The organism is Streptomyces inhibens, from assembly GCF_022221585.1.
GTDB lineage: Bacteria > Actinomycetota > Actinomycetes > Streptomycetales > Streptomycetaceae > Streptomyces > Streptomyces inhibens.
In genome coordinates, this window is sequence record NZ_CP084681.1 from 7,380,524 (window position 1) to 7,406,621 (window position 26,098).

Annotated in this window: 25 protein-coding genes; 15 read left to right on the forward strand and 10 right to left on the reverse strand. The window is 70.8% G+C overall.

Annotated elements, in window-relative coordinates; all coding sequences use genetic code 11:
• Window positions 1–41 precede the first annotated feature (41 nt).
• Window positions 42–695, forward strand: a complete 654-nt coding sequence (locus KI385_RS33210; RefSeq protein WP_238575746.1) for an ATP-binding protein — start codon at window positions 42–44, stop codon at window positions 693–695.
• Window positions 696–857: 162 nt separating this feature from the next.
• Here the strand turns inward: KI385_RS33210 and KI385_RS33215 are convergent, their stop codons facing one another.
• Window positions 858–2,252: an NsdA family TPR-like regulatory protein gene (locus KI385_RS33215; RefSeq protein ID WP_238575747.1), complete on the reverse strand. Its 1,395-nt coding sequence runs from the start codon at window positions 2,250–2,252 to the stop codon at window positions 858–860.
• Between the two features lie 312 nt (window positions 2,253–2,564).
• On the opposite strand from KI385_RS33215, the gene KI385_RS33220 reads away from it, so the two are divergent.
• Together KI385_RS33220 and KI385_RS33225 are read left to right on the forward strand one after the other, a co-directional pair.
• Window positions 2,565–2,999, forward strand: coding sequence for a hypothetical protein (locus KI385_RS33220; protein ID WP_238575748.1), 435 nt, complete (start codon window positions 2,565–2,567; stop codon window positions 2,997–2,999).
• Window positions 3,000–3,075: 76 nt separating this feature from the next.
• A complete protein-coding gene (locus KI385_RS33225) occupies window positions 3,076–3,897 on the forward strand; it encodes an S-methyl-5'-thioadenosine phosphorylase (RefSeq protein WP_238575749.1) in 822 nt (273 codons plus the stop codon).
• On the opposite strand, the gene KI385_RS33230 is transcribed toward KI385_RS33225, so the two are convergent.
• The 9 genes from KI385_RS33230 to KI385_RS33270 form a co-directional block, all read right to left on the reverse strand.
• Window positions 3,863–5,239 carry an FAD/NAD(P)-binding protein gene (locus KI385_RS33230; RefSeq protein ID WP_238575750.1) on the reverse strand — a complete coding sequence of 459 codons (1,377 nt, stop codon included), beginning with the start codon at window positions 5,237–5,239 and terminating at the stop codon, window positions 3,863–3,865. The two genes, KI385_RS33225 and KI385_RS33230, sit on opposite strands and share 35 nt — an antisense overlap.
• 32 nt (window positions 5,240–5,271) lie before the next feature.
• Window positions 5,272–6,528: a sulfate adenylyltransferase subunit 1 gene (locus tag KI385_RS33235; RefSeq protein WP_128507060.1), complete on the reverse strand. Its 1,257-nt coding sequence runs from the start codon at window positions 6,526–6,528 to the stop codon at window positions 5,272–5,274.
• Window positions 6,528–7,463: a sulfate adenylyltransferase subunit CysD gene (gene cysD, locus KI385_RS33240; RefSeq protein ID WP_238575751.1), complete on the reverse strand. Its 936-nt coding sequence runs from the start codon at window positions 7,461–7,463 to the stop codon at window positions 6,528–6,530. The genes KI385_RS33235 and cysD overlap by 1 nt, the downstream gene beginning before the upstream one ends.
• Complete coding sequence (cysC, locus tag KI385_RS33245; RefSeq protein WP_238575752.1) at window positions 7,460–8,020, reverse strand: adenylyl-sulfate kinase; 561 nt, start codon at window positions 8,018–8,020, stop codon at window positions 7,460–7,462. The genes cysD and cysC overlap by 4 nt, the downstream gene beginning before the upstream one ends.
• Window positions 8,017–9,873, reverse strand: coding sequence for a M20/M25/M40 family metallo-hydrolase (locus tag KI385_RS33250; RefSeq protein WP_238575753.1), 1,857 nt, complete (start codon window positions 9,871–9,873; stop codon window positions 8,017–8,019). Before KI385_RS33250 ends, cysC begins: the two co-directional genes overlap by 4 nt.
• A 62-nt stretch (window positions 9,874–9,935) precedes the next feature.
• On the reverse strand, window positions 9,936–11,156 hold the full coding sequence (locus KI385_RS33255; RefSeq protein WP_238575754.1) for an MFS transporter: 1,221 nt from the start codon (window positions 11,154–11,156) through the stop codon (window positions 9,936–9,938).
• Between the two features lie 8 nt (window positions 11,157–11,164).
• Window positions 11,165–11,935 carry an SDR family NAD(P)-dependent oxidoreductase gene (locus KI385_RS33260; RefSeq protein ID WP_238575755.1) on the reverse strand — a complete coding sequence of 257 codons (771 nt, stop codon included), beginning with the start codon at window positions 11,933–11,935 and terminating at the stop codon, window positions 11,165–11,167.
• Window positions 11,935–12,900, reverse strand: coding sequence for a sulfotransferase (locus KI385_RS33265; RefSeq protein ID WP_238575756.1), 966 nt, complete (start codon window positions 12,898–12,900; stop codon window positions 11,935–11,937). Before KI385_RS33265 ends, KI385_RS33260 begins: the two co-directional genes overlap by 1 nt.
• A gap of 57 nt (window positions 12,901–12,957) precedes the next feature.
• Window positions 12,958–13,851, reverse strand: coding sequence for a family 3 encapsulin nanocompartment shell protein (locus KI385_RS33270; protein ID WP_238575757.1), 894 nt, complete (start codon window positions 13,849–13,851; stop codon window positions 12,958–12,960).
• A 182-nt stretch (window positions 13,852–14,033) separates the two neighbouring features.
• Between KI385_RS33270 and lysW the strand changes: the two genes are divergently transcribed.
• Genes lysW through KI385_RS33330 form a run of 12 tightly spaced genes read left to right on the forward strand, consistent with a single transcriptional unit; the run spans window position 14,034 to window position 26,098 of the window.
• Window positions 14,034–14,306: a lysine biosynthesis protein LysW gene (gene lysW / locus KI385_RS44280; protein WP_342593486.1), complete on the forward strand. Its 273-nt coding sequence runs from the start codon at window positions 14,034–14,036 to the stop codon at window positions 14,304–14,306.
• A 29-nt stretch (window positions 14,307–14,335) separates the two neighbouring features.
• Window positions 14,336–15,172: a RimK family alpha-L-glutamate ligase gene (locus KI385_RS33280; protein WP_342593533.1), complete on the forward strand. Its 837-nt coding sequence runs from the start codon at window positions 14,336–14,338 to the stop codon at window positions 15,170–15,172.
• A complete protein-coding gene (gene argC / locus KI385_RS33285) occupies window positions 15,169–16,194 on the forward strand; it encodes an N-acetyl-gamma-glutamyl-phosphate reductase (RefSeq protein WP_238575759.1) in 1,026 nt (341 codons plus the stop codon). The genes KI385_RS33280 and argC overlap by 4 nt, the downstream gene beginning before the upstream one ends.
• Before the next feature lie 28 nt (window positions 16,195–16,222).
• On the forward strand, window positions 16,223–17,089 hold the full coding sequence (locus tag KI385_RS33290; protein ID WP_238575760.1) for a transketolase: 867 nt from the start codon (window positions 16,223–16,225) through the stop codon (window positions 17,087–17,089).
• Window positions 17,086–18,045, forward strand: coding sequence for a transketolase family protein (locus KI385_RS33295; RefSeq protein WP_238575761.1), 960 nt, complete (start codon window positions 17,086–17,088; stop codon window positions 18,043–18,045). The genes KI385_RS33290 and KI385_RS33295 overlap by 4 nt, the downstream gene beginning before the upstream one ends.
• 40 nt (window positions 18,046–18,085) lie before the next feature.
• Window positions 18,086–19,762, forward strand: coding sequence for an AMP-binding protein (locus KI385_RS33300; RefSeq protein WP_238575762.1), 1,677 nt, complete (start codon window positions 18,086–18,088; stop codon window positions 19,760–19,762).
• An 11-nt stretch (window positions 19,763–19,773) separates the two neighbouring features.
• The gene (locus tag KI385_RS33305) at window positions 19,774–20,919 is read left to right on the forward strand and encodes an acyl-CoA dehydrogenase family protein (protein WP_238575763.1); all 1,146 of its coding nucleotides are present in this window, start codon (window positions 19,774–19,776) and stop codon (window positions 20,917–20,919) included.
• On the forward strand, window positions 20,916–21,848 hold the full coding sequence (locus tag KI385_RS33310) for an MBL fold metallo-hydrolase (protein WP_238575764.1): 933 nt from the start codon (window positions 20,916–20,918) through the stop codon (window positions 21,846–21,848). Before KI385_RS33305 ends, KI385_RS33310 begins: the two co-directional genes overlap by 4 nt.
• Window positions 21,849–22,865: a ketoacyl-ACP synthase III family protein gene (locus tag KI385_RS33315; RefSeq protein ID WP_238575765.1), complete on the forward strand. Its 1,017-nt coding sequence runs from the start codon at window positions 21,849–21,851 to the stop codon at window positions 22,863–22,865. It abuts the gene before it with no gap.
• Window positions 22,866–22,876: 11 nt separating this feature from the next.
• On the forward strand, window positions 22,877–23,557 hold the full coding sequence (locus tag KI385_RS33320) for a hypothetical protein (protein WP_238575766.1): 681 nt from the start codon (window positions 22,877–22,879) through the stop codon (window positions 23,555–23,557).
• Window positions 23,544–25,244: a GH3 family acyl-acid amido synthetase gene (locus KI385_RS33325; RefSeq protein WP_238575767.1), complete on the forward strand. Its 1,701-nt coding sequence runs from the start codon at window positions 23,544–23,546 to the stop codon at window positions 25,242–25,244. The genes KI385_RS33320 and KI385_RS33325 overlap by 14 nt, the downstream gene beginning before the upstream one ends.
• The gene (locus tag KI385_RS33330; protein WP_238575768.1) at window positions 25,241–26,098 is read left to right on the forward strand and encodes a class I SAM-dependent methyltransferase; all 858 of its coding nucleotides are present in this window, start codon (window positions 25,241–25,243) and stop codon (window positions 26,096–26,098) included. The genes KI385_RS33325 and KI385_RS33330 overlap by 4 nt, the downstream gene beginning before the upstream one ends.

Genomic DNA, 26,098 nt, shown 5'->3' on the forward strand with positions numbered 1-26,098 from the left:
GCGGCATCGGGGTCCGTGAGGCACGTACGAAAGGGGTAGTCGTGTTACCCACCACCATGCACGGGGCCGAAGTCATATTGACCGCCCGGCACATCGACAGCTGGCCCGCGGCGGCGAGCGCCCTGATACCAACCGACTGCTGGCGTTCGGCGCAGCGCGTAGTGCTTCATCTGCCACCGCTCAAGCGGGCGGTGCCGGTGTGCCGAAGCCTGGCACGTACGTGGCTGGACGGACATCGGATCCACGATGCCGACACACGCTATCTGGTGTTGCTCGTCCTGTCAGAGCTCTTCACCAACGCGATCCGGTATTCCGCCAGCAACCGCATCACCTGCCGACTGTGGAGGTCGGAGAACCTCCTGTATGTCGAGGTGCACGACCGTGGAGGCACGCCATCAGTGCCACGAATGCGCCGCCCGGGGCAGGGGCAGGAGCATGGCCGCGGTCTGGAATTGGTCGCCAAGTCGTCCTCGAAATGGGGGCGCAGAGTAGAGGCCGACAACAGCTGCACCGTCTGGGCAGCGGTGCCACTCACGGTCGAATCGGGGAATGAGTGCGGAGCCGTAACGAACGCGCACGACGGCAACTCCCGACGGCAGAGCGGCAATTACCCGAATCGGATGGAGCTTTCAGGCTCTCTGGCGCACGACGAAGGGCCGGAATCGGCAAGGCAGGTCGCGACCAGCGACCGGTAATCCCTTGCCACTTCACCCCCTTGGGGGTGGAACCCCGACAGCCGACGGTCAGGCAGGCACCGGTTCCGCATTCCTCCCCACGGGACCGGACGAGCCACCTGGCCGTCGGCGCCCCTGTGACAGGCCGCCGCATCCCCCGATGTGCCCTCCCCCTGGTGGTCGTTACAGCGGCACCCGCATTCCGCTCTCCTGCACAAGCGCGTCGAATTCGCGTACCGGATCCGCGTCACTGCAGCGCGCCAGCTCATTCCGGAACGTCTCCAGGTAACGCTCGCCGAGCGCCGACCGCAGCCTGGCGAGCAGAGTGATCGCCTGCTTCGCCACCTGGCACGCGTCTTCGATGTCGCCCGCCTGCACCAGCGCGGAGGCGAGCAGCAGCAGATCGATCGTGCGGCGGCGCACCCGGGTCTGGGAGTGCCGGGCGAGTGCCTCCTCGGCCCGGCGGGCGGCGAGGCGCGGCTGTTTCAGATCCCGGTAGCAGTGTGCCAACTCGTCTGCCAGATAGGCCCGGTCGAAATGTGCGATCCAGTCAGGAGTGTTGTCCGGATCGACGTGCGTCATCGCCTCGGTGGCCTTGTCCATCAGTATTCCGCACGTACGCGCGTCGCCGAGCAGGGCGTATCCGCGCGCCTCGGTCACATAGAACATGGCCCGCGCGGCCAGTGGGGCCTGCCCCCGGGTGCCTTCCTGGGCGGCCCGGGCGAGCTGAACCGCTTCCCGGGAACAGCCGAAGCCGAGGGCGAGATGACTCAGGCCGGCCGCCAGTACGTAGCCGCCGTAGCCGCGGTCGTCGGCCGCCTGCGCCAGACGCAGTGCCTGGATGTAGTACCGCTGCGCCAGGCCCGGCTGACCGGTGTCCAGAGCCGTGTAGCCGGCCAGCTCCGTCAGCCGGGCGGCCGCGGCGAACAGATGCCGCCCGGTGGTCTCGCCGTAACTCCCGTCCATCAGCCCGGACAGCACACTGCTCAGGCACGCCACGACGACCGGCCGTACATGACCGCTGCCCACCCTGTGGTCGAGCTCCACCAGCGCCTGTGTGGTCGTCCGCACCAGCTCCACGTCGGTCATCCCCACCCGCGGCCCCAGCCGCCGGCTGCGGGCCACCTGGGGGTCCGAGGAGCTGACCAGCCAGTCCCTGCTGGGCTCGACCAGGGCCGAGGCGGTCATGGCGGAGCGGGACAGCAGCCCCCTGGATTCGGCGTCCATGTGCCACAGTTCGCGGACCTGGGCCAGGGTGTCCTCCACCGTCGCCGCGAAGTGCAGCCCCACCCCACAGGTGACGCTGTTGCCGTTGGCCATGCCGATTTCTTCCGTCGACACCGTACGGCCGAGCTTGCTGCTGAGCGCTTCTGCGATGATGGCCGGTACCCGGCCCCGCGGGCGCTGACCTCTGAGCCACCGGCTCACGGATGTCTTGTCGTAGCGCAGATCCAGACCCTGCTCCTCTCCCAAGACGTTCACCTGACGGGCCAGCCCGGAGTTGGACATCGAGGCTTCCTGGATCAGCGACCGCAGGCGCTGGTTGATCTGACGCGCGACGAGTGGTCGGGCGGCCATGGTGTGCCTCCAAGCACATGCCGCCAACGTTTCACGTTGGCATATCCGTAGAGACCGTGACTGGACAGTCATTACCCACCATTCGGGACAGAATCGCGATGACCAAAGTCAAGTCGTTGCCTTGGCATCGCGCACAGTGGCGAGGATGCACAAGGAGGCTCCAGGCGGTTCGCGCTTGCGCCGGACTGCCTTACGCGCTCCTGCTGATCCGTTCAGCACAACCCGGCACGCACCGCGCACAACCTCTGATGAACACACGCCCCTTCGCACGTCCGGGAGCTCCCCTTGAGCGACGGCCACAGAGACCCTGAGATGATCGATCGTGTGACCGGTTGGATGCGGAAAGCCCCATGGTGGGTGGTCGCGATGGTCGTGGTGTACGCCGGCGTGCTGGTCTTCGTGGGGGCCGCCGCCCATTTCACCGACCTCGTCCACAGCGGCCTGCACCCCTACCGCTGGGCTCCGGAATGGCTGAACCTGTTCTGGTCCTCGCTGGCGGTCTTCGACTCGCTGGCAGCCCTGCTGCTGGTCGGCGGGAGGCGGGCGGGGGTGGACCTGATGTGCGCCATCATGGCGACCGACCTGGCGGCGAACTGGTATGCCGCATACGGCATCCACCACAGCGACTTCTTCGCCGAGCCGGGCCTGCAGCGGCTCACCGCCTTCGCCTTGCTCGTGTGCGCAACGGGACCGTTCGTCAGGAGGACGCTGGGTCGGGGACTTCACCTCCGACCCCCTCGCCCGTAGGTTCCCCTCCCCCGCCCCACCCCGGCGGCACCACACCCGCCCCCTCGAACCGCACCCCGTGAGCGAGACAGGACACATGACCACCACCCGAACCACTGCCCCCGCGGCCGACCTCGCCGTCATCGGCGGCAGCGGCTTCTACGAACTCCTCGCCGACGCCGAGCGCATCACCGTGGACACCCCCTACGGCGAACCCTCCGACGCGATCACCCTGAGCCGGGTCGGCGGCCGGCGCGTCGCCTTCCTGCCCCGTCACGGGCGCGGCCACGCACTGCCCCCGCACCGGATCAACTACCGGGCGAACCTGTGGGCACTGCGCTCGCTGGGCGTCCGCCAGATCCTGGCACCGTGCGCCGTCGGTTCGCTCCGCCCCGAGCTGGGCCCCGGCGCCGTCGTCGTCCCCGACCAGCTGGTGGACCGTACGAGCGGCCGCGTCCAGACCTTCTACGAGGAGGGCGCGGTGCATGTCTCGTTCGCCGACCCGTACTGCTCGCACGGGCGGCAGGCGGCATTGGAGGCGGCCGCCGCGGCCGGGACCGGGGCGACGGACGGCGGGACGATGGTCGTCATCCAGGGGCCGCGGTTCTCCACCCGCGCCGAGTCGCAGTGGTACGCCGCCGCGGGCTGGTCGCTGGTCAACATGACCGGGCACCCCGAGGCGGTGCTGGCCCGTGAACTCGCCCTGTGCTACACCGCGATCGCCTTGGTCACCGACCTCGACGCGGGCATCGACGCACAGCAGAGCGTGTCGCAGGAGGAGGTCTTCAGGGTCTTCGCCGAGAACACCGAGCGGCTGCGCGAGCTCGTTCTGGACACCGTCGACCGGCTGCCGAAGGAACGCACCTGCGGCTGCCCCGACACGCTCACCGGCCTGGAGCTCCCCTTTCCCCTGCCGTGACGGACGCCCGCGCCGGGCGCAGCGCGTGCGCGACCACACCGGCGGCGACCTCCGCCGCCTGGACGCGGATCTCGGGGATCGCCGTGGTCTCCCACAGGTTGCCCAGCCGCAGGGATCCGAGGGTCCACACGGGCGCCGGGCGGCGCCCCGCGGACGGGAGGAGCCTTCCGTCGTCGGCCGTGTCGAGACCAAGGCCCAGCGGGCCGGCGCGGCCGAGGCCGGTGCTCAGCAGGGAGCTGATGAGGGGGTCGGTCGATTCGTGCAGGGCGCGCTGCGCTCCGGTGCAGTTCACGACGGCACCGACGTGCAGGGGGCGTCCGTCGGAGAGCCGGAGGTGTACGCCGCTGTCGGTGGGCGTGGCGCGGACGATATGGCCGGCCGTGATGCCGACCCTGCCGTCCGCGCGGGCCGCGGACAGCGCGTCGGCGGTCTGCGGAGGCATCCGGTGCCGGTGCACCTCCCAGTGGCGGTGGTCCTCGGCGAGGAAGCGGCGCCGGTCCTCAGGCGTCATCCGCTGCCACAGTGCGGCGGTCCAGGGCCGCAGACCGTCGATCGCCGGACGCCAGTCCCCGTAAAGACGCCGGCAGACGGCTGCCTGGTGCAGCACCATCCGGCGCAGGGAGGACAGATCGCCGCACTCGCGGTACGGGGGCGGGGTGACCGCGGGCAGTGGCCGCGGTGCGTGGCGCTGCGGTACGAGGCCGTGGCGGGAGACCGCGTGGACGACGCGGCCCGGCCGCGCCAGCGTGAGTGCGAGGTCGCTCATCGTCAGCCCGGTGCCCACCAGCAGCACATCGGAGTGCGGCGGAATCATGTCGAGCGCGCCGGGCGCCCAGGGATCGGAAATGATCCCCGGTGAGGTCACCGGGCCGGGCAACCAGCCGCCGCCGGCGGGAAGTGGGCCGAGCGCGAGCACCACGGAGTCGGCACGCAGCTGCGCTCCCGACGAGAACACCGGCCGCAGACCGTCGTCGTCGACCAGGTCCACGACGCGCTCGTGCCGTCTGCGGAAGCGGCCGTGGGCGGTGCCGTCGATGGCCCGTGCCAGGTGATCGGACAGATAGTGGCCGTAGTGGAGGCGCGACACATACTCCCCGGAGCCGACCCTCCGGGACAGTTTCCCGGTGAGCCATGCGGTGAAGTCGTCCGGCCGGTCGGGGCGGGCGCTCAACTTGCCGGCCGGCACGTTCAGGAGGTGCCGCGGGTCGGTGGTGGCGTACGCGGCTCCTTGCCCGGTCGCCGCCGCCGGGTCGATCAGCTGGACCTCGACGGGAAGCCGCGCGGTGTCCGCCGCGTCGAGCAGCCGGGCCGCCGTGAGGGTGCCGGCGGCACCGGCCCCCACCACGGCGACGGTATGGACTCTGGCCGCCCCCATCACACGGCCGTGCTTGCCATTCCGGCGGCGAGGGTGGTGCCGTCGGCCGGGTCGATGAGGAGGAAGGAGCCGGTGCGCCGGGAGTCGGCGTAGGCGTCCAGGGCGAGGGGTTCGGCGGTTCTGACGACGATACGGCCGATGTCGTTCGCGGTGAGCGCGCCCGGTGCGGGGTGCTGCGAGAGGTCGCCCAGGGTCAGGCGGGAGGGGATCTCCTTGACGATGGCCTGGACGGTGCGGGTGGTGTGCGTGAGCAGTACGCGGTCACCCGGATGGAGCGGGCGGTCCGAGACATGGCAGACGGTCGCCTCGACGTCCCGGGTCGGCGTGGGGGCCGAGGCGGCCGACGCGATCAGGTCGCCGCGGGAGACATCCAGATCGTCCGCCAGCCGGACGGTGACGGACTGCGGGGCCCAGGCCGCGTCCGTGGCCTCCCCCAGGACGTCGATCGCCTCGATGGTGCTCGTACGGCCGGACGGCAGGACGGTGACGGCGTCGCCGACGCGCAGCACACCGGAGGCGATCTGGCCCGCGTAGCCGCGGTAGTCGGGGTGCTCGGCGGTCTGCGGCCGGATGACGTACTGCACCGGGAAACGGGCCGCGTCCCCGGCCGGGTCCGCCACGACGGCCACGGTTTCCAGATGCTCCAGCACGGTCGGTCCGCCGTACCAGTCCATATGGGCCGAGGGCTCCACGACGTTGTCACCGGCCAGCGCGGAGACCGGGATGGCCGTGATCTCGGGGACGCCGAGCGAGGCCGCGTACGTCGTGAACTCCTCGGCGATGGCGGCGAAGACGGGCTCGGCGTAGTCGACCAGGTCCATCTTGTTGACGGCCAGGACGACATGCGGGACGCGCAGCAGCGCGGTGACCGCGGCGTGCCGGCGGGTTTGTTCCACGACGCCGTTGCGGGCGTCGACGAGGACGACGGCGAGGTCGGCGGTGGAGGCGCCGGTGACCATGTTGCGGGTGTACTGCACATGGCCGGGGGTGTCGGCGAGGATGAAGCGGCGCCTGGGGGTGGCGAAGTAGCGGTAGGCGACGTCGATGGTGATGCCCTGCTCGCGCTCGGCGCGCAGCCCGTCGGTCAGCAGCGCGAGATCCGGTGCCTGCTGCCCGCGTCGCAGCGAGGCCGCTTCGACGGCTGCCAGCTGGTCGGACAGCACCGACTTCGAATCGTGCAGCAGTCTCCCGACGAGGGTGGACTTGCCGTCGTCCACCGAGCCGGCGGTCGCGAAACGCAGTGTGTCAACGATCATCAGAAGTACCCCTCGCGCTTGCGGTCTTCCATGGCGGCCTCGGAGAGCTTGTCGTCGGCGCGGGTGGCGCCGCGTTCGGTCAGCCGGGAGGCGGCGATCTCGGCGATCACCTTCTCGACGGTGTCGGCATCGGACTCGACCGCCCCCGTGCAGGACATGTCACCGACGGTGCGGTAGCGCACCTGCCGGAGTTCGAGCTGCTCACCCTCCTTCGGGCCGCCCCAGCCGCCCGGCGCCAGCCACATCCCGTTGCGGCGGAAGACCTCACGCTCGTGGACGTAGTAGATCGACGGCAGTTCGATCTTCTCGCGGGCGATGTACTGCCATACGTCCAGCTCGGTCCAGTTGGAGAGCGGGAAGACGCGGACGTGTTCGCCGGGGGAGTGCTTGCCGTTGTAGAGCTGCCACAGCTCGGGGCGCTGGCGGCGCGGGTCCCAGCCGCCGAACTCGTCGCGCAGCGAGAAGACCCGCTCCTTGGCGCGTGCCTTCTCCTCGTCGCGCCGGCCGCCGCCGAAGACCGCGTCGAAGCGGTTCTTCTCGATGGCGTCCAGCAGCGGCACGGTCTGCAGCGGATTACGGGTGCCGTCGGGCCGCTCCTGCAGCCTGCCCGCGTCGATGAACTCCTGCACCGAGGCGACATGCAGCCGCAGACCGTGCCGGGCCACCGTACGGTCCCGGTAGTCGAGTACTTCGGGGAAGTTGTGCCCGGTGTCCACATGCAGCAGCGCGAAGGGCGGCGCGGCCGGGGTGAAGGCCTTGAGCGCGAGATGGAGCATGACGATGGAGTCCTTGCCGCCGGAGAACAGGATCACCGGCCGCTCGAACTCGCCCGCCACCTCACGGAAGATGTGCACCGCTTCCGATTCCAGCACATCCAGGTGCGCGAGCGCGTACGGACTGCCGGTGTCGCCGGCGCGTGGTGCCGCGGTGGTCATGCCAGTCCCTTCTCTATGAGCAGCGTCTGTACGGCCGCCGCGGACTCGTCCACGGTCTGCAGATGCGACTCGATCCGCAGATCCGGTGCTTCCGGCTCCTCGTACGGGGCGTCGACCCCGGTGAGCCCGGAGATCTGCCCGGTGGCCTGTTTGGCGTAGAGCCCCTTCACATCCCGTGCCGAGCACACCTCGACCGGCGTGGCCACATGCACTTCCAGGAATGCCGTCCCGCTCTTCTCGTGCCGGGTGCGCACCGCCTCACGGACATCGGCGTACGGCGCGATCACGGGGACGAGCACGGTGACGCCGTTACGCGCCAGCACCTCGGCCATCAGGCCGATCCGTTGCACATTGCGGCGCCGGTCCTCGGGGGAGAAGCCCAGTTCGGGGGAGAGCGACATCCGCAGCTCGTCGCCGTCGAGCACCTCCACCCGCCGGTCCCTGGCGCGCAGCAGCTCCGCGACGGCGCGGGCGATGGTGCTCTTGCCGGCGCTCGGCAGACCGGTGAGCCAGATGGTCGCGCCGGGCCGGCAGGTGCAGTACGGGGCGTGGCTCACAGCGCGCTCCACTCTCGGACCGCCGTGGCCAGCACGGCCCGGGCCGCCCGGAACTCGGCCACGTCGATGTGCTCGTGCGGGGTGTGATCGAGCTTCGCATCACCGGGCCCGTAGGCCACCATGGGGATGTTCTGCCATGTGGTTGCCAAGGTGTTCATATCGCTGCTGCCCTTCTTGAGCAGGAACCGAGGTGTCACACCAGCGGTCCGGAACGCACGCTGGAAGACCTTCACGAGGCTGCTGGAGCGTCCTGTCGAAACCCCCGGGGTCGCCCGCAGGACCTCGAGTTCGACCGGAGCGGCGACCGCGGCCCGCAGCGCGGCCAGCAGCTCGTCGACGGCGAGCTGCGGCGGGACTCGTACATCCACCACCGCTTCGCCGACCTGCACATCGCCGTGGTTGAGCGCATGGATCCCGAGCACCGCGGTCATGGCCTCCTGGTCCAGCCGCTCGACCGCCTGGCGGACGGCGTGCAGCGATTCGACCATCCGGTCGCCCGCCGTGCTGACCCCCTTGCCCGCGGTGTGCTCGGTGTGCTCGGAGACGCTCAGCCGGACCTTGACCAGGCCGTAGTAGCCGATCGTCAGCGCGGCGGCGCCGCTCGGCTCACCGATGATCACCGCGTCGGCCGGATAGTGATCGCGGACGTGGAAGGCACCGGCCGCGGTGATCTCCTCCTCGACCGCCCCGACCACGCGCACCTGCACATCGTCGGGAAGGTCCAGTTCGGCCAGCGTCTCCAGATACGTCACCAGGCTGGCCTTGGCGTCGACGGAGCCGCGTCCGGTGAGGACCTCACCGTCCCAGCGGGCGGGCCAGCGGTGCGGCACGGTGTCGATATGACCGAGCATCAGCAGCCGCCGGGAGCCCGTACCGCGGGTGGCCACCAGATTGCCGGCCGCGTCGATCTCGGCGTCGATCCCGTTCTCGGTACACCACCGGACGAGGAATTCCGCGATCTCCCTCTCGTCCCGGGAGACGGAGGACAGCTCGACGGCGCGGGCGAGGAGGGTGAGGTCCGCCGCCGGAGCCGGTGCCCGCCAGAACCAGGTGGCCTCGGAGGTGGCCAGGGTGTGCGGCCCGGTGATGGCGATGTCGCAGGTGCCCGCGAGGGCGATCTCCGCGGCCCGGACCTTCTGCCGCATCCGGCCGCGGGCGTAGTGCGCTCCCTCGCCGGCGACGGCGTGGCGCAGGGTGCTGGTGGGCGAGTCCGGGTCGGTGAGCAGACCCGCGGTGCCGGTGACCAGCCGGAGATGGTCGGCGTCCAGGGCCTTCGCGGCCTCGGCGGCCAGCACATCGGCGTCCACGTTCAGGGCCGTGCCGCCCTCGGTGTCGGCGACCGGCGGCGACAGGCACACCACGTCGAAGGTGGCCAGCAGACTGGTCAGCCGGGGTACGTCCACGGAGCTCACGGTGCCCGCGCGATGGTCGCGGACCAGCCGCGTTCGGCCGTCCTCGACCACCCGCAGCGGGCCGTTGGCCGTCGCCCGTACCAGGGAACCGGCACGGGCGACCGTGGCGAACACGGACATGCCGCGGTCGGCCAGTTCCTTTTCGATCAGGGGCAGGGTGATCTGCTCGTAGGCCGCGACGATATGCGGTATTTCATCCGGCGGGCAGTACCGAATCGCGTCGCCGTCGCGCGAGGTCACCGTGCGGATCTCGCGTCCGGTGCGGCGGTAGTGCTCCGTGATGCCGGCCGCTCCGCCCGCGATGACCAGCAGCCGGGCGCCGCGCCTGTGCAGCGCGAGGAGTTCGTCGAAGACCTGGCTGTGGGCGAGGCTCGCGCTGCCCAGCTTGACCACGTAGAGCGCGGCATCGCGAGAGCTGGCTACTTCTCCCAGGGTGGGCATGCTTGCGTTCCCTTTCATGCGTGGACGGGAAGAGTGCTGTGCGGATCGGGCGGTCAGCGGGCCTACAGCCCCAGCGCCTTGTTGCGGCGCCGGGCCGCGACGGTGCCGGTGAACAGCGAGCCCAGGACGGCCACCGCGGACAGCAGGAAGGTCGCGGTGTAACTCACCTCGGCGAGCAGCCCGCCGAGCAGCCCCGCGATACCGACAGCGATATCGAAGAAGGAGGTGATGGCGCCGAGCGCGGCGCCGCGTTCGGCCTCCGGTGAGGTGTCGATGGTGATCAGGGCCAGGGCGGGGTAGAGCAGGGTGAAGCCGCCGCCGGCGATGAGCGCGCCGACCGCCGCCGGCCACAGGGACGGGGCGAACGCGATCAGCACCATGCCGATGGCCTCGACCGAGGCCGAGACGACGATCACGGGCAGCGCGCCGATCCGGTCCGGCATCCGCCCGGCGACCAGCCGCACGACCACATACGCCACGCTGAACAGGCTCAGCAGCAAGGAGCCGTTGGCGATACCGCGGGAGGTCAGCGACAGCGCCCCGAAGCTCGCGACCGCGGCGTACCCGAAGGCACCGCAGCCCAGGGAGAGGCCGGGCAGCACCGACGAGGGCGGCAGCAGTCGGCCGGAGACCGCGGTGCCCAGACGGGTGCTGTTGGGCAGCAGCGTCAGCACCACGACCGCGACGGCGGGCAGCGCCGAGGCAAGGATCCACACGGTGGTGTACGAGCCGGTGCGGAACACCACCTCGCCCAGGACCGGCCCCACCGTGAGCCCGGTCCACATCGCCAGCCCGTAGAAGCCGACGATCTGGCCGCGCCGCTCCGGGGGAGTCAGCGACACCGTCCACACCGACCCGGCGGTGAAGAGAAAGGCCTCTCCCACACCCATCACCAGACGCGCCACGAGCAGGCCGGGCAGGCCCAACGGCAGTGCGTACAGCGCGCCGACGACGATGATGAGCAGCGCGCCCAGCATCATCACCGGCCGGCTGCCCCGCCGCTGGGCGACCTGTCCCGCGTACGGCCGGACGAGCAGCGCCACCACGCCCGACACGGTGAAGGTCGCCCCGACCTCGAACGGTGACCCGTGCAGCTGCTCGGTGACCAGCCGCGGAATGACCGGAATCACCAGGCCGAACGAGGCGAAGGTGCAGAACAGCGCGGTGATGACACCCAGGAAGGTGCGCACCCAGGGCTGCTGTGCCTCCGCTCCTGAGGACGGCGCGACCTTTGTGCCTGCCGGCAACGCTTCCTTGCTCACATTCCCCTCCGTCAGCTTCATCAGCTCCGTCAGCCGATACCGCGTGTGTTGCCGCCGTCCGCCACCAGCACGGTGCCGGTGACGAACGCCGCCTGCTCGCTGGCGAGGAAGGCGGCAAGGCTGCCCAGGTCCTCGGCCCGGCCTATCCGGCCCAGCGGCAGCTCCCTGGCGACTTCGGCGATCCGCTCCTCCACCTGCGCCCCGTACTGCTCGTCGAGGATCGGTGTCCGGTGGAATCCGGGGGCCAGGACGTTCACGGTGACCCCGTTGGCGCCGAGGGAGTGCACCAGCCCCTTGACGAACCCCAGCACGCCCAGCCGCGCGACGGAGGACAGACCGCTCCCGGGGTGCGGCTGGCGCACCGCCTCGGAGGTGATCATGACGATCCGGCCCCAGCCGGCTTCGGTGAGATAGGGCGCGGCGGCGAGCGAGAGCGACACATGGGGGAGCAGATTGTCGTTGACCGCCTGCCGGTACTCGGCGACCTTGAAGCTCTCCACCGGGCCGAACGGCACACCGCCGGAGTTGGTCACCACGATGTGCAGCCCGCCGAACTCCTCGGCCGTCTGCCGTACCCACGCGGCGGCGGCGTCCTCGTCGCGCAGGTCGACCACGGTGCTCACCACCCTGCCGGGGCCGCAGCCGTCCACCTCCGCACGGGCCCGCGCCAACTTGTCCGGATCCCTGCCGCAGAGCGCGACATGGGCGCCTTCCGCCGCGAGGGTGCGCGCGACGGCGAGGCCGAGCCCGCTGCTCGACGCTGCGACCAGGGCGACCCGGCCGTCGAGTCCGAGATCCACTATCCGAGGTCCTTTTCTGGCGAGGGCCACACCCGGCCGGGCAGCACCGGGTAGCCGTAACGGGCGAGCAGAGGAGCGGTCAGCGCGGTCACCGTGGCGGTGTCGGCGGCGGAGAGCTCGGTGTGCCAGCGGCTGTCGGGGCGGATCAGGGTCTCGCCCTGGCGCAGCCGGTCGGGGTTGCCGGTGACCGTGTGGTTCCCGCTCAGGTGCACCTTTCCGGACTCGTCCACCGGTGAGGCGTCGTCGAGTCCGGCGAACCGCAGCACCTCGGTGACGACGTCCTTCGGCCGCTGCGAGAGGTCCTCGTGCCGGATCCGCAGATACCGGCCGCCGGCGCTCTCGCCGATCAGCTCCGAGGCGAGGTTGAAGGCCGTCCAGTAGTTGCTGCTGCGTGCCGGGCTCATCGGGTCGATGTACTGCTTGCTGCGCCGATAGGACAGCGCGGTGGCCCGCGGGTCCCGTACGACGTGCAGCACACGGACGTCGAGGTCGCTGCGCCCCAGCAGCGCCGCCGCCTCCGCCGGGTACTTCGAGCCGTCCACGATCAGGCGGTCACCGCCCTCGCGGGCGACCAGCCGGTAGATGTCCGCCGTACGGTCGAGGAGCTCGGTGATACCGGGTGCGGGCACTGCCTCGCCCCGCGCCTCGGCGAGCCGGGTACGGGTGTGGCGGGTCCTCAGCAGGGCGTGCTGGCGCATCGTCACGTGGTGGGCGGTGGCGGTGGCATCCGGTGTCGCCGACTGGGTGGCCGTCAGCACGGCCGACCACAACGGACAGTCACGCAGACTCAGTCCACAGCCGCAGTCGGAATTGGTGCCCGATTCCAGCACTCCGTTCTGCCACAGATAGTGCAGTTCTCCGACATGCAATACCCCGGGGAGTTCATTGAGGACATTGCCCAGCAGCGTACTGCCGCTGCGCATCCAGCCGGTGACGTAGAGGATGCGTGGGGGCTTTTCGGCCATCGGGGGGAGGGATCCTTCCGTCGTCATCGCGGTCGTCCGATTTCTCCGGCACGTGCTTCAGTCGCGCGACAGCAGCAGGAAGTGCTGCGGCAGGTGAACGGCGAGGCCGACACGGGTGGTTGCCTCGATCAGGTCGCAGCCCTCCGGCCCGGCGCCCCTGCGCAGCGCCAGCGACGCCACGTCCGGCACGAGGAGGGTGGCCGCGGCCCGGAAGTCGCCGAGTAGCACCTGGTCACGCGGGATCATGCGGGTACGGGAGACGGTGATGCCGGCCCTGGCGAGCAGTTCGAGGACGCCGCCCTTGACCAGCTCCCAGTAGGTGAAGGGGTGGACGACGATGCCGTCACACGAACCGCCGGTCTCCTCGACCTCCGCGGCGGCGGAGGTGAGGGCCTCGGCGAGGTCGTCACCGAGCGGGGCCTGGCGGCTCTCGGGAAGGGTGAGCAGTCCGGGAATCTTCTTGTCCGCGGTGCCGTGCAGCAGCGCGTCGTTCTCCACGGCGGACAGCCGGACCAGCACCCGGTAGTCGACGAAGGACGCCAGCAGGCTCGGCTCGTCCAGCAGGCCGGCGGGCAGCGGTACGGCCACCGACAGATCGGTGAGCTCGGCCTCGCTCATACGCGGCGCGAAGGCCGCCTCGGGCGTGGTGTCGTACGAGGTGCCGGACGCGCTGAGCGTGGTGGCGGGCGGCTCGTGCACAAAGGGCACCGTGCGGTCGGGCACGGACGCGGTCTTCAGCAGATGACGCACCGCGTAGCGCGGACGCGTCGCGAACAGCGGGAACACCGCCGGCAGATGGGCCCGGAAGGGGATGACCCGGTCTTCCGCGGTACCCGCTCCCCGCACGGACCAGGCGAACTCCTCGCCCGGGGTGCGGGTGTGCAGCGCCGGGTCGGCGAGCGAGACCCGGACGCCCTCGTGGACGGCGGTACTGGCGACAGCTCCCTGCATGACAACTCCTAGCGGTACGCATGGATATGCGGAAGAAATCTTGAGGTGATGCCGATGGACACTAGATGCTTCCTCCGCCGGGTCAGGGCCGTTACTCGTTGCAGGTCTTTATGGCCCGCATAATGGCACCTTATTTGTCGCTTCAAATAAGCTCCGGTGATGGGATCGAAAACGATCTGTGCATGGTTCCCCTGCTCGTTCCGGCGTTACTGTTTCCTGGCCGCGCCGCAGTGAATTCATGCACTGCGGCGGAGCGCAGCAATTTCGGATCCATTGGAGGGCACATGTCCGTCGCGGCATGTCCTGAGTGTGATGCTCAGGTAAACATCGAACCCGATACCCGGGTGAGCGAAATCGTCGAATGCGGTGACTGCCGAAGCGAATTGGAGGTGACCTCGTTGGAACCGGCGACCCTGGCCCAGGCGCCGGAGGTCGAGGAGGACTGGGGAGAGTAGCGGTGAGTTCTCCGGAACCTTCCATCACCGTGCTGGCGTCCAGAGTCCGCACGGAGGAGAAGCGCATCATGGCCGCGCTCGAAAAGCGCTCGGTCGCCTTCAGTTACCTCGACGCGCGGGAACTGTCCGTCACTCTCGGCGGGAGCCTGCCGGCCCACCGGGTCGTTCTCAACCGGGAGATCGGTCAATACCGCGCGAGCTATGCGGCCACCGCCCTGGAGGCGACGGGCGCGACCGTCGTGAACACCGCGGCCGCCACCGCGGTCTGCGGTGACAAGTGGCTGACCTCCGTGGCGCTGCAACGACGCGGACTGCCCACGCCGCGGACCGCGCTGGCCATGACCCCGGACGCGGCCCTGGCCGCGCTGGACGAGATCGGGTACCCGGCGGTGATCAAGCCGCTGGTCGGCTCGTGGGGCCGGCTGGTCACCCCGGTGGAGGACCCGCGGATCGCGGCCACGGTCCTCGAACACATCGCGGCACTTCCCTCGCCGCAGTCCCACATCGTCTATGTGCAGGAAATGATCCCCAAACTCGACCGCGACATACGCGTCATCGTGGTGGGCGGTGAGGTGCTCGGCGCCATCCACCGCCGTAGTTCCGAATGGCGCACCAATGTCGCACGCGGCGGAGCCAGTGAATTCCTTGCGCTCAGCGAGGAGGACGCCAAACTCGCCGTCACCGCGGCGGACGCGGTCGGGGCGGAAATCGCCGGCGTCGACCTCGTCGTCGACGACGAGGGCATGACGTCGGTGCTGGAGGTCAATCACCGGGTGGAATTCGCGGGATTCCAGGAGGCCCAGGGAAACCGGGTGGACGTTGCCGACCGCATTGTGCGGTACATGCTGACCAAGGTGGCGACATGATGCGCGTTGCCGTGGTGGGCGGTGCCGGATACATCGGCGGAGAGCTGCTGCGCCTGCTCGTGGGCCACCCGGAGGTGGAACTGGCGGCCGCCACGTCCCGCAGCTTCGCCGGCCGGGCGGTCGCCGGAGTCCATCCGAACCTGCGCGGACGCACCGAACTGCGCTTTTGCGATCCGGCCGCGCTGGGCGAGTACGACCTGTTGTTCCTGGCGGCGCCGCACCGGGAGACCATGCGGCGCATGCCGGAGTTCCTCGGTCATGCGAAGACGGTCATCGACCTGTCGGGCGACTTCCGGCTGCGTTCCCCGGAGGTGTACGCCGATTACTACGGCGTACCCCACGAGGCGGCCGATCTGCTCGACTCCTTCACGCCCGGCCTGCCGGAATTCCACCGGGAAGAACTGCGGACGGCCGACCGGATCTCCGTGCCCGGCTGCATGGCCACGGCCGGAATTCTCACCCTGGCCCCGGTGGCCCGGGCGGGACTCGTCGAGGGCGAGGTCACCGTCGACGCCCGGACCGGCTCCAGCGGATCCGGCGCCACCGCGGGGCCGGGCAACCTGCACGCCGAACGGAGCGGCGCGCTACGCGTGTTCGCGCCGAACCGGCACCGGCACGAGGCGGAGATGGCCCAGGCGACCGGGCTGACCGTACGGATGACCGCCAGCGGGGTGGAGGCCGTACGCGGCGTCCAGGTGCTGTGCCGGGTGCGGCTCGCGGACGGAGTGGACGAGCGCGCGCTACGGGCCGCCTATCGCACGAGCTATCAGCACGAGCCGTTCGTGCGGATCGTGGCCGAACGCCGCGGGCTGCACCGGTTCCCCGATCCGAAGATCCTCTCCGGATCCAACTTCTGCGATGTGGGTTTCTCGGTGGAAACGGGATCGCCGCACGCGCTGCTGATCGGGGCACTGGACAACCTCGTCAAGGGCGGCGCCGGGAACGCCGTGCAGGCCATGAACATCCGATGCGGCCTGCCCGAGCACCTCGGCCTGGAGTTCACCGGTCTGCATCCGAATTGATGCCAGTCACAGCGGGATGGAGAAAAGGATGAATGGCGCGATCGCGCCGCCGGACATACGGTCCGTGCCCGGCACCGAGCAGTTGAGGGCCGCGGCCGGCCGTATCCGGGAACGCATCGTCGACATGTGCGCCAGCCAGGAAGGCGGCCACATCGGCGGCTCGATGTCCCTGGTGGAAATTCTGGTGGCGCTCTACTTTGACGCGCTGCGGATCGACCCCGAGCACCCGGACGACCCGGACCGGGACATCCTGGTGCTCAGCAAGGGCCACGGCGGCATCGGGCTGTACGCCACGCTCGCCGAGCGGGGATTCTTTCCCGTCGAGCGGCTCGCCGAATACGGCACGGCCGGCAGCGAGTTCATGGCACACCCCCATCCGGAGATCCCCGGCGTGGAGATGCCCACCGGCTCCCTCGGCCATGGGCTGGCACTGGGCCTGGGCTTCGCCCTGGCCGCCCGGCTCGACCGCAGCGACCGGCGCTCCTTCGTCGTCATGGGGGACGGAGAGCTCCAGGAGGGCTCGGTCTGGGAGGCCGCCGCGGTGGCGAGCAGCCAGGGCCTGGACAACCTCACGGCCGTTATCGACCGCAACGAGCTGCAGATCACCGGCGGCACCGAGGAGGTCGTCCGGCTCGAACCGCTCGCCGACCGCTGGCGGGCCTTCGGCTGGCACACCTACGAGGTGGACGGCCACGACCTCGACGCGCTCAGGGGCGTACTCCACGCGGCCCCCGAACCCGGCAGACCGACGATGGTGATCGCCCGGACGGTCAAGGGCAAGGGACTGCCCTTCGTCGAGGGACAGGCCCGCAGCCACTACGCGCGACTGAGCGGCCGCCAGCGGCAACGCGCGATGAGCGCCCTGCGCGCCGCGACCGAGAGGAGCCAGGCATGAGCAACGCCACCGCCGCCGAGCCGAAGACCGTGCTCTCCTCGCGGGAGATCTACCGCAACGCCCTGATGGAGCTGCTGCCTTCGGACGAGCGTCTGGTCTGCCTGGACACCGACACCGGGCTGTTCAACGGCGTCGACCTCACCCCCGCACAGGACCGCTACGTCAACCTCGGCATCGCCGAGCACACCCTCATGGGCGCCGCCGCCGGGCTCGCCAGGAGCGGCCGGATCCCGGTCGTGAACACCATGGCGACCTTCGCCGCGAGCCGGGCGGTGGAAGCGGTCAAGCTCGACATCGCGCTCAACGACCTGCCGGTGAAGATCGCCGCCACCCACTCCGGGCTGTCCGCCGGGCACTTGGGGCCCACCCACCACTCGCTGGAAGACCTGGCGGTGATGCGTGCGCTGCCGAACATGACGGTCGTCGTCCCGACGGACGCGGACACCACCGACCGGCTCTTCAGGCAGTCCCTGGAGCTGCCGGGCCCGGTCTACCTCCGGCTCGGCCGCAACGCCACCCCGGACCTGCCCGCCGGCGCGCCCCCGGTGGAGCTGGGCCGCATCCAGGTCCTGCGGGAGGGCGGCGACATCACGCTCGCCGCCTGCGGCCCCTACCCCGTACACATCGCCCTGGAGGCGGCCGACCAGCTCGCCGCCGACGGTGTCGCGGCGACGGTCCTCAACGCCCACACGGTCAAGCCGCTCGACACCGCCACGCTGCGCGAGGCCGCGGCGGCGACCGGTGCGGTGATCACCGTCGAGGAGCACTGGATCGGCGGCGGATTCGGCGGCGCGGTGGCCGAAGCGCTGTCCGAGATGCCGCACACCACCGTCAGCGCGGTGGGTGTGCCCGGGGCGTTCGCCTCGGTCGCCGGCGGCCAGCAGTACCAGCTGGAGCGCGCCGGCGTCACGTCCTGGGCCGTCGCCGCCCGGGCCAAGGAAATCCTCGGCTCATGAGCGCACCACCGAGCCCACAGACGATTGGAGAGGACCCACGGTGACCCACGAGCCGAACACCTCCGACGCGGCGGCCGGCATCCCCGACCTCCTCAGCAGCAGGTACCGCGAAGCCGGCTGGTGGCGCGCGGAGACCCTGCTCGACGACCTCCGCCGGGCGGTCGCCGAGCACCCCGAGAAGACCGCGCTCGTCTGCTGGTACACCGACGGCCGGCCGGCCGAGTCGCTGACGTACCGGAAGCTGGCCTGGTACGTGGAGCGCCTTGCCGCCGCGCTCGTCGGGCTGGGCGTCAAGCCCGGCGACGTCGTCACGCTCCAGCTCCCCAACTCCTGGGAGTTCATCGCGCTCAGCCTCGCCTGCGCACGGGCCGGCGCGGTCGCCGGACCGGTCGTGCCGATCATGCGCAGGCGCGAGGTGGAGTTCATGACGCGGCTCACCGGCAGCCCGCTCTATGTGGGCGCCGCGGAGTACCGCGGCTTCTCGTACGCGCAGATGAGCGCCGAAGTGGCCGAGGCCGTGCCGACGCTGCGGCACCGGGTGCTGCTCGGCGGGGCCGCGGCCGGGGCCGAGGACGCCCTCGACTTCGAGCGCGATCTGCTCGGCAGGGTCTGGGAGAAGGAGCATCCGGCGGCGGAGCTGGACGCCCTGGAGGCGGGGCCCGACGACCCGGCCCAGGTCATGTTCACCTCCGGGACCACCGGCGAGCCCAAGGGCGTCGTACACAGCCACAACACGCTGTACGCGATGAACAAGGCACAGGCGGACGTGCTGCGTCTGACGTCCGACGAAGTCACCGCGATGGGCTCGCCCACCACCCACCAGGGCGGCTACACCTGGAACTTCGTGATGCCGCTGCTGCTCGGCGCGACCTCGGTCCACATCGACGCATGGGACCCGAAGCTGATGCTGCGGATCCTGGAACAGGAGGGCGTCACCTTCTTCATGGGCGCGCCCACCTTCCTCGCCGACCTGATCGAGGCACAGCGCGCCGACCGGCGGGACCTGTCGGAGCTGGCCACCTTCGCCACCGGCAGCGCACCGGTGGCCCCCGTGGTGGTGGAGCGCGCCCGGGAGGTGCTGGGCTGCCGGGTGTACGCCCTGTGGGGCATGACGGAGAACGGCTGTGTCACCGTCACCCGCCCCGAAGAGCCCGTACTGCGCGCCGCCGAGAGCGACGGCACCGCGGTCCCGGGCATGGAGGTCAGGATCGTCGACCAGGAGACCGGAGTGCCGGTCGCCCCGGGGGCGACCGGGCTGCTACAGGTCCGCGGCGCCAGCCAGTGCCTGAGCTACTTCCGGCGGCCCGAGGTCTATGCGGCGTCGCTGACCGAGGACGGCTGGTTCGACACCGGCGACCTGGCGCGCGACGACGGCCACGGCGGGATACGCATCGCCGGCCGGACCAAGGACGTCATCTCACGCGGTGCGGAGAACATCCCGGTCACCGAGGTGGAGGCCGCGCTGCTGCGGCACCCCGCCATCCGCGATGTGGCGGTGGTCGGCTACCCGGACGAGCGGCTGGGCGAGCGGGCCTGCGCCGTGCTGATCGCCCACGGCACCCCGCCCACCCTCGACGATCTGCGCGCCCACCTCGACGGCCTGGCCATGGCCAAGCAGTACTGGCCCGAGCGCGTCGAGGTCGTCGAGACGCTGCCCAAGACCCCCTCGGGAAAGATCCAGAAGTTCCTGCTGCGGGCACAGCTGCAGTCGAACTGAGAGGAAGACACATGGACTTCGAGTTCACCGACGAGCAGAAAGCCCTGCGCGCACGCGTCCGCGCCTTCGCGGCCGAGCGGATCGCGCCGGACTACCAGGAGAACGACCGCCGGGGCAGCTATCCGCCCGGGCTCCTCAAGGACATGGCGGAGCAGGGGCTCTTCTCCCTGCGTATCCCGGTCGAGTACGGCGGGCAGGGCCTGGACGCGGTCAGTACGGGCATCGTGCTGGAGGAACTGGCGAAGGCCGACCAGTCGGTGTGCTACCCGGTCCTCAACGCCGCCCTGATCGCCGGAGTGCTGGCCGCCAACGGGACCAAGGAGCAGCTCGCACGGTGGCTGCCGCCGATCGCGCGCGGTGAGTCCGTCGTGGCGCTGTGCCTGACCGAACCCGAGCACGGCACCGACGCGGCCGGCATCGAGCTGCCCGCCCGGCCCGACGGCGCCGGATGGCGGCTGACCGGCCGCAAGACGTCGATCATGATCGGCAGTTACGCCACCCACGGCCTGGTCTTCGCGCGCACCGGTGAGGCCGGCGCCCGGGGCGTCACGGCGTTCTTCACCCGGCTCGACGAGGACCGGGTGTCCCGGACCCAGCTGTCGGACCTCGGGTGCCGGTCGGCCGGGCGCGCCGAGCTGGAGTTCGACGACCTTCTGGTCACACCGGACGAGGTGGTCGGCGGGCCGGGGCTGGGCTTCGTCCAGGTCATGCGCGGCTTCGATTACTCGCGGGCGCTGATCGCCCTGATGGCGGTCGGGGCCGCCGGCACCTCCATGGACAAGGCCTTCGCCCACGCCCGGGAGCGGGTGGCGTTCGGCCAGCCCATCGGCACCTACCAGGGCGTGGCCTTCCCCCTCGTCGAGCACGCCACCTACCTGCACGGCGCCCGGCTGCTGGCCTACGAGGCGCTGTGGCGCAACGACGTCGGCAAGGACCACCGGGTCGAGGCCAACATGGCGAAGTGGTGGGCGCCGAGGGCGGCGATGGAGGCGGCCCACCAGGCGCTGCTCACCCTCGGCCACTTCGGCTGGTCGGAGGACCAGCCCGTGGCCCACCGCCTCCGTGACGTCATCGGTCTGCAGCTGGCGGACGGTACGGAGAACGCGACCAAACTCGTGGTCGCCCGGCAGCTGCTGGGCCGCGAGTACGCGCCGTGAGCACACCGCCGGCCGGCTGTGTGAGCCTCGGTGACGGGGTGCTCGTCGCGGATTCGACCATGGCCGGCTACCCCGGCATGAACGGCGTCTTCCTGATCCCCGGCGCCCGCCCCGCCTTGATCGAGACGGGCACCGCGCTGTCCGTCGCCCGCACCCGGGCGGCCCTGGACGCCTTCGGGCTCGCCCCCGGCGACCTGGGGTGGATCATCGTGACGCATGTCCACCTCGACCACGCCGGCGGGGCGGGCGCGCTGAGCCGTGCCTTCCCCGCGGCGAAGGTCGTGGTGCACCCCTTCGGCGCGCGTCATCTGGCCGATCCGGCGCGGCTGGAGGCCAGCGCACGACGGGTCCACGGGGCCTTGCTGGACCGGGTGTACGGATCGATGACCCCCGTGGAGGGGAGCCGTATCCAGGCGGCCGAGGACGGTGCACGGATCGACCTGGGCGACCGGGAACTGCGCATCCTGCACACCCCGGGCCACGCCCCCCACCACCTCGTCGTGCTGGACGCCGGCACCGGGGTGCTCTTCACCGGGGACGCGGCCGGAGTCCGGGTCGACGGTATGCGGTCGGCCCGCCCGGCCTGCCCCCCGCCGCACTTCGACCGCGACGCGGCGGTGGCGAGCATGCGCCGCATGGCAGAGCTGAGGCCGGCCCGGCTCGTACTGACCCACTTCGGGGATCCCGGCGATCCGGCGGCCTTCCTCGCCGACGCGGAGGACCGGCTCCAGCGGTGGTGCACGGTCGCGGAACGCTCGGCCGCCGACGGCCTCGACGAGGGCCTGGAGGCCGAGCTGCTGCGCCGGTTCGCCGCGGAGGAAGGAATGCCGGCCGACGAGCCCGAGCGCTTCGCGGTCATGGGCGGTTTCGAGTCCAACGCCGCGGGACTGCGGCACTGGCTACGGATGCGGAACGAGGAGCGCGAGTAAGTGCGTTACGACGACCTCTGGATCAAGGGTACGGGCAGCTACCTGGGCGAACTCCGCCCCGTGGCACCGGACATAGCCGACGGCAGTTACGCGGAGAAGGACGCCCGGGAGGCCGGTACGGTCTCCGTGTCCACCGCGGACCTCGCGCCCCCCGAAATGGCGGTACGGGCCGGCCGCGCCGCGCTGGCGGCGGCCGGCACCACCCGGCCCTCATCGACCCTGCATCTGCACGGCAGCACCTACTTCCAAGGGCTCGACATGTGGCCCGCCGCCTGCTGGATCGCCGGGCAGTTGCTCGGCGAGACCCTGGACACCCTCTCGATGCAGGCCTCCGCGCTGTCGAACAGCTCGCTGGCGTGCCTGGAGCTCGCCGGCAGCCTGCTGGCCGGCCGTCCCGACCTGTCCGGCGCCCTGCTGACCTGCGCCGACCGGTTCGCGCCCCCCGGGGTCGACCGCTGGAACATCGACTCGGGGATGGCCTTCGGAGACGGCGCCGCGGCTGCGGTTCTGGGGCGGGGCGGCGGCGCGCTGCGCGTGCTGTCCGTCGTCTCGTACACGGACACCTCGCTGGAGGGCCTGCAGCGGGGCGACGAGGCGTTCCACCCGGTGTCGCCGACCGCGCTGGAGACGCTGCCCATGCGGCGCAGGGCCCGCGAGTTCTTCGCCCAGGGCACCATGGCGCCGAAGGAGGCCCGACAGCGCTCGGTGGACGCCGTCCAGCGCGTGGTCACGGCCGCACTGAACGAGGCCGGGTGCTCCATCGGGGAGGCCCGCTGGGTCGTCCCGCCCTTCGTGGGCCGCCGGCTCTTCGAGTCCGGCTTCGTCGAGCCGCTCGGGCTGGACCCGGAGCGGACCCTCTTCGAATTCGGCCTGACCACAGGGCATCTGGGCTCGGTCGACCAGCTGCTCAGCCTCGACCACCTGCTGGGCAACGGACTGCTGCGCCCCGGGGACCGCGTCGTGCTGATCGGCACCGGAATGGGCTTCACCTTCACCTGCGCCGTGCTCACCGCCTGAGGAGGAACCGTATGCCGATGGAACACGCCGAACACGCTGCACACGTCGAGAACGCCGCACACGCCGAATTCTCCGTGCTGTTGGGCGCCGACTTCGCGGGAAAGTCGTCGGTGATGGCCGAGCTGGCGGCGACCGTGCCCACCTGGCGTCTGCTGTCCACCGACGGAAAGTTCACCGAAACCGCATTCCCCCTGGTGGCCCAGCTCCGGCGCAATGTGGTCAGCGACGTACTGCCAGACCTCGGCACCACCTATTCCGCGGACTTCCTCGCCGCACTGCTGCAGACCGCGGTCGTCCATCTCCGTGACCGGATCCGGGCGAGCGAACCCGGCGCGCCGATAGTGGTGGACTCCTACTACTACAAAATTCTCGCGAAATGCCGGCTTGCCGGTGTCGAGGAAAACCCCATGTTCACATGGTGGCGTTCCTTTCCGCGGCCACGTCGGATCGTGTACCTGGACGTGACCCACGAAACGGCCTGGCGGCGGAGCGGGCAGGGCACGCGACTCAACCGGCTGGAGCACTCCGGAGCCCTGCCGCACGAGCACGCATTCGAGAGCTACCAACGCGACCTGCGCAAAGTCATGCTCGAGGAGACGAGGGACGTCCCCATGACGGTGATCGAGGAATGCGGTGACGTGGCACGCACCGCGGCAGCTGTACGAGAGGCGCTCGCTGATGACTTCCACTGACGGATGGGGTTCGCCCGGCCACGAACAGCGCTACCGGGAGCGGGTCTTCGCGGAACGCGCCCGGCTGGACGGCGCCGCCGCCGAATTCGCCGGCCACCAACAGCGGGTGCTCGCCGACCTCCTGGAATTCAACGCCGATACGGCCTTCGGGAAGGCACACGGATTCGGGAGTATCCGCACGATGGAGGAATTCCGCCGTGCCGTCCCCGTCCAGGACTACGCCGACCATGCCCCATGGATCGACCGCACCACGGCGGGCGAGGCGAATGTGCTGACCGCGGACCGGCCGACCGTGTACTTCACCAGCAGCGGAAGTACCGGTGCACACAAGAAAATACCGGTCACCCCACGCTTTATGAGCTCCACCTTCTTTCCTTTCTATTACGCGGCCTGGGCGCCGTTGATCGAGCACTTCCCGGATGTACTGGCCCGCCCGGACGCGGTACTGAACCTCAAGCACGACCCCCTGGCCGCCCCGCCCACCGCCGCCGACGGCCGCCCGCACGTCGGCGCGAGCCAGGTCGACTTCGGGGAGAAGTTCGGCGAGCCGCTGTCCGCCGAACCGGGAACCGCCGCGCCCTGGGCGGCACTCCCCGTCCCCGTGGCGGCCGACGCGCATCTGGAGAAGATGTATCTGCGGCTCCGGCTGGCCGTGCAGAGCGATGTCCGGTGCCTCATCGGGATCAACCCCGCGATGGTGGCCGCCGTGCCGTACCAGCTGAACCTCTGGTGGCCGCGGATCGTCAAGGAGGTGCACGACGGCACCCTCGGCGGAGTGCCGTACGGCGCCCCGGCACCCCGGCGGGCCGCCGAACTGGAGCGACTGGCGGACCACTTCGGAACCGTCCGCCCCGCGCAGATCTGGCCCCACATGCGGGCGCTGTTCTGCTGGACCACCGGTGCGGCCTCGCTCTATCTGCCCCGGCTGCGCGAGGAGTTCGGCCCCGGCGTGACCGTCCTGCCGGCACCCGTGGCCGCGTCGGAGGGCCCGGTGGGCGTCGCGCTCGACCGGCACCCCTCCGCGGGAAGCCTGGTGGCCACCGCATCGGTGTACGAGTTCGTGGACGCCGATCAGGACCTCACGCCCGACGTCGCGACGCTGCTCGCGGACGAACTCGAACCGGGCCGCGACTACCACGTCCTCTTCAGCCACGTCGGCGGGCTGTACCGCTACGCGGTGGGCGACGTGGTCCGGGTCGTCGACCGGGTCGACGGGGTGCCCCGGGTGGAGTACGCGGGCCGCGGCACACGGTCCGACGCGGCCGGTGAGCGGCTGCGCGAGGCCCAGGTCATCCGCGCGCTGCGGGCCGCGCTGAGCGCCACGGGTCTGGAACTGCGCAACGCCACCTGCCAGGTGGCAACGCCGCCCACCGGGCAGCCGCACTACCGCTTCGCCCTGGCACCGCACACCCCGTGGAGCGCGCAGGAGACCACCCGCTTCGCCCGGTTGCTCGACAGCCACCTCGGTGAGCAGTCGCCCGGCTACCGGCGGGCCCGCGAGGCCGGCCGGCTCGGTGATCCGACCCTGCACCTCCTGCCGCGCGACGCCTTCCAGCGCGACTGGCACGACGCGGTCGGCGCCGGAGTCCGTCCCACGCAGGTCAAGGACCGCATCTTCCGACAGGATCCCGCCCTCTGGCAGCGGCTGACCCAGCTGCCGGCCACTCACGAAGGGGAACACAGATGACCGAGGCCCTGGATGCCGTGGAACGTACGGCTCTGCTCACCGCCGCGCTGCGCGCCGCCGAAACGCGGCGCGCGGACCGGCTGTACGAAGACCCGTACGCCGCCCGACTCGTCGGCGACAGCGGCCCCGGGCTGCTCGCGGAGGTACGGGCCGCGACCTTCCCGCCCCACCGCGCCCGCACGCTGCCCAGCACCCCTGACTACAACGCCATCCGGACCCGGTTCTTCGACGAGTACCTGCAACGGGCCGCGCGGGAACCGGAGATGCACCAGATCGTCCTCGCCCCCGCCGGCATGGACTCCCGCGCCTACCGGCTCCCGTGGCCCGAGGGCACCCGCTACTTCGAGGTCGACCGGCCGGCCGTACTCGCCTTCAAGAAGGAGCGGCTGGGCGACGCCCGGCCGCAGGTGGAGCACCACACGGTCGCCGTCGACCTGACGGCGGACAACTGGGAGGACGAGCTCATCGCCGCGGGCTACGACCCCGCACTGCCCTCGACATGGCTGCTCGAAGGGCTGCTCTACTACATAGCGGAGCCCGACGCCCGACGCATGCTGGACCGGGTGGCCGCCATCGCCGCACCCGGCAGCCGTTTCGCCGCCGACATCGTCAACACCGCGGCCCTCGAACTGCCCCACATGCGGGCGCTGCTGGACGTCTTCGCCGGGTGGGGCTGCCCCTGGCTGTTCGGCACCGACGACCCTGAAGGTCTGTTCGCCGGCCATGGCTTCGACGTCGAGGCCGTCCAGCCGGGCGAGGACGGCGCCGACTTCGGGCGTTGGCCCGACCCCGTGCCGCCGCGCCATGTCAAGGACGTCCGCCGGGTGTTCTTCGTGCACGGATACCGGCGCTGA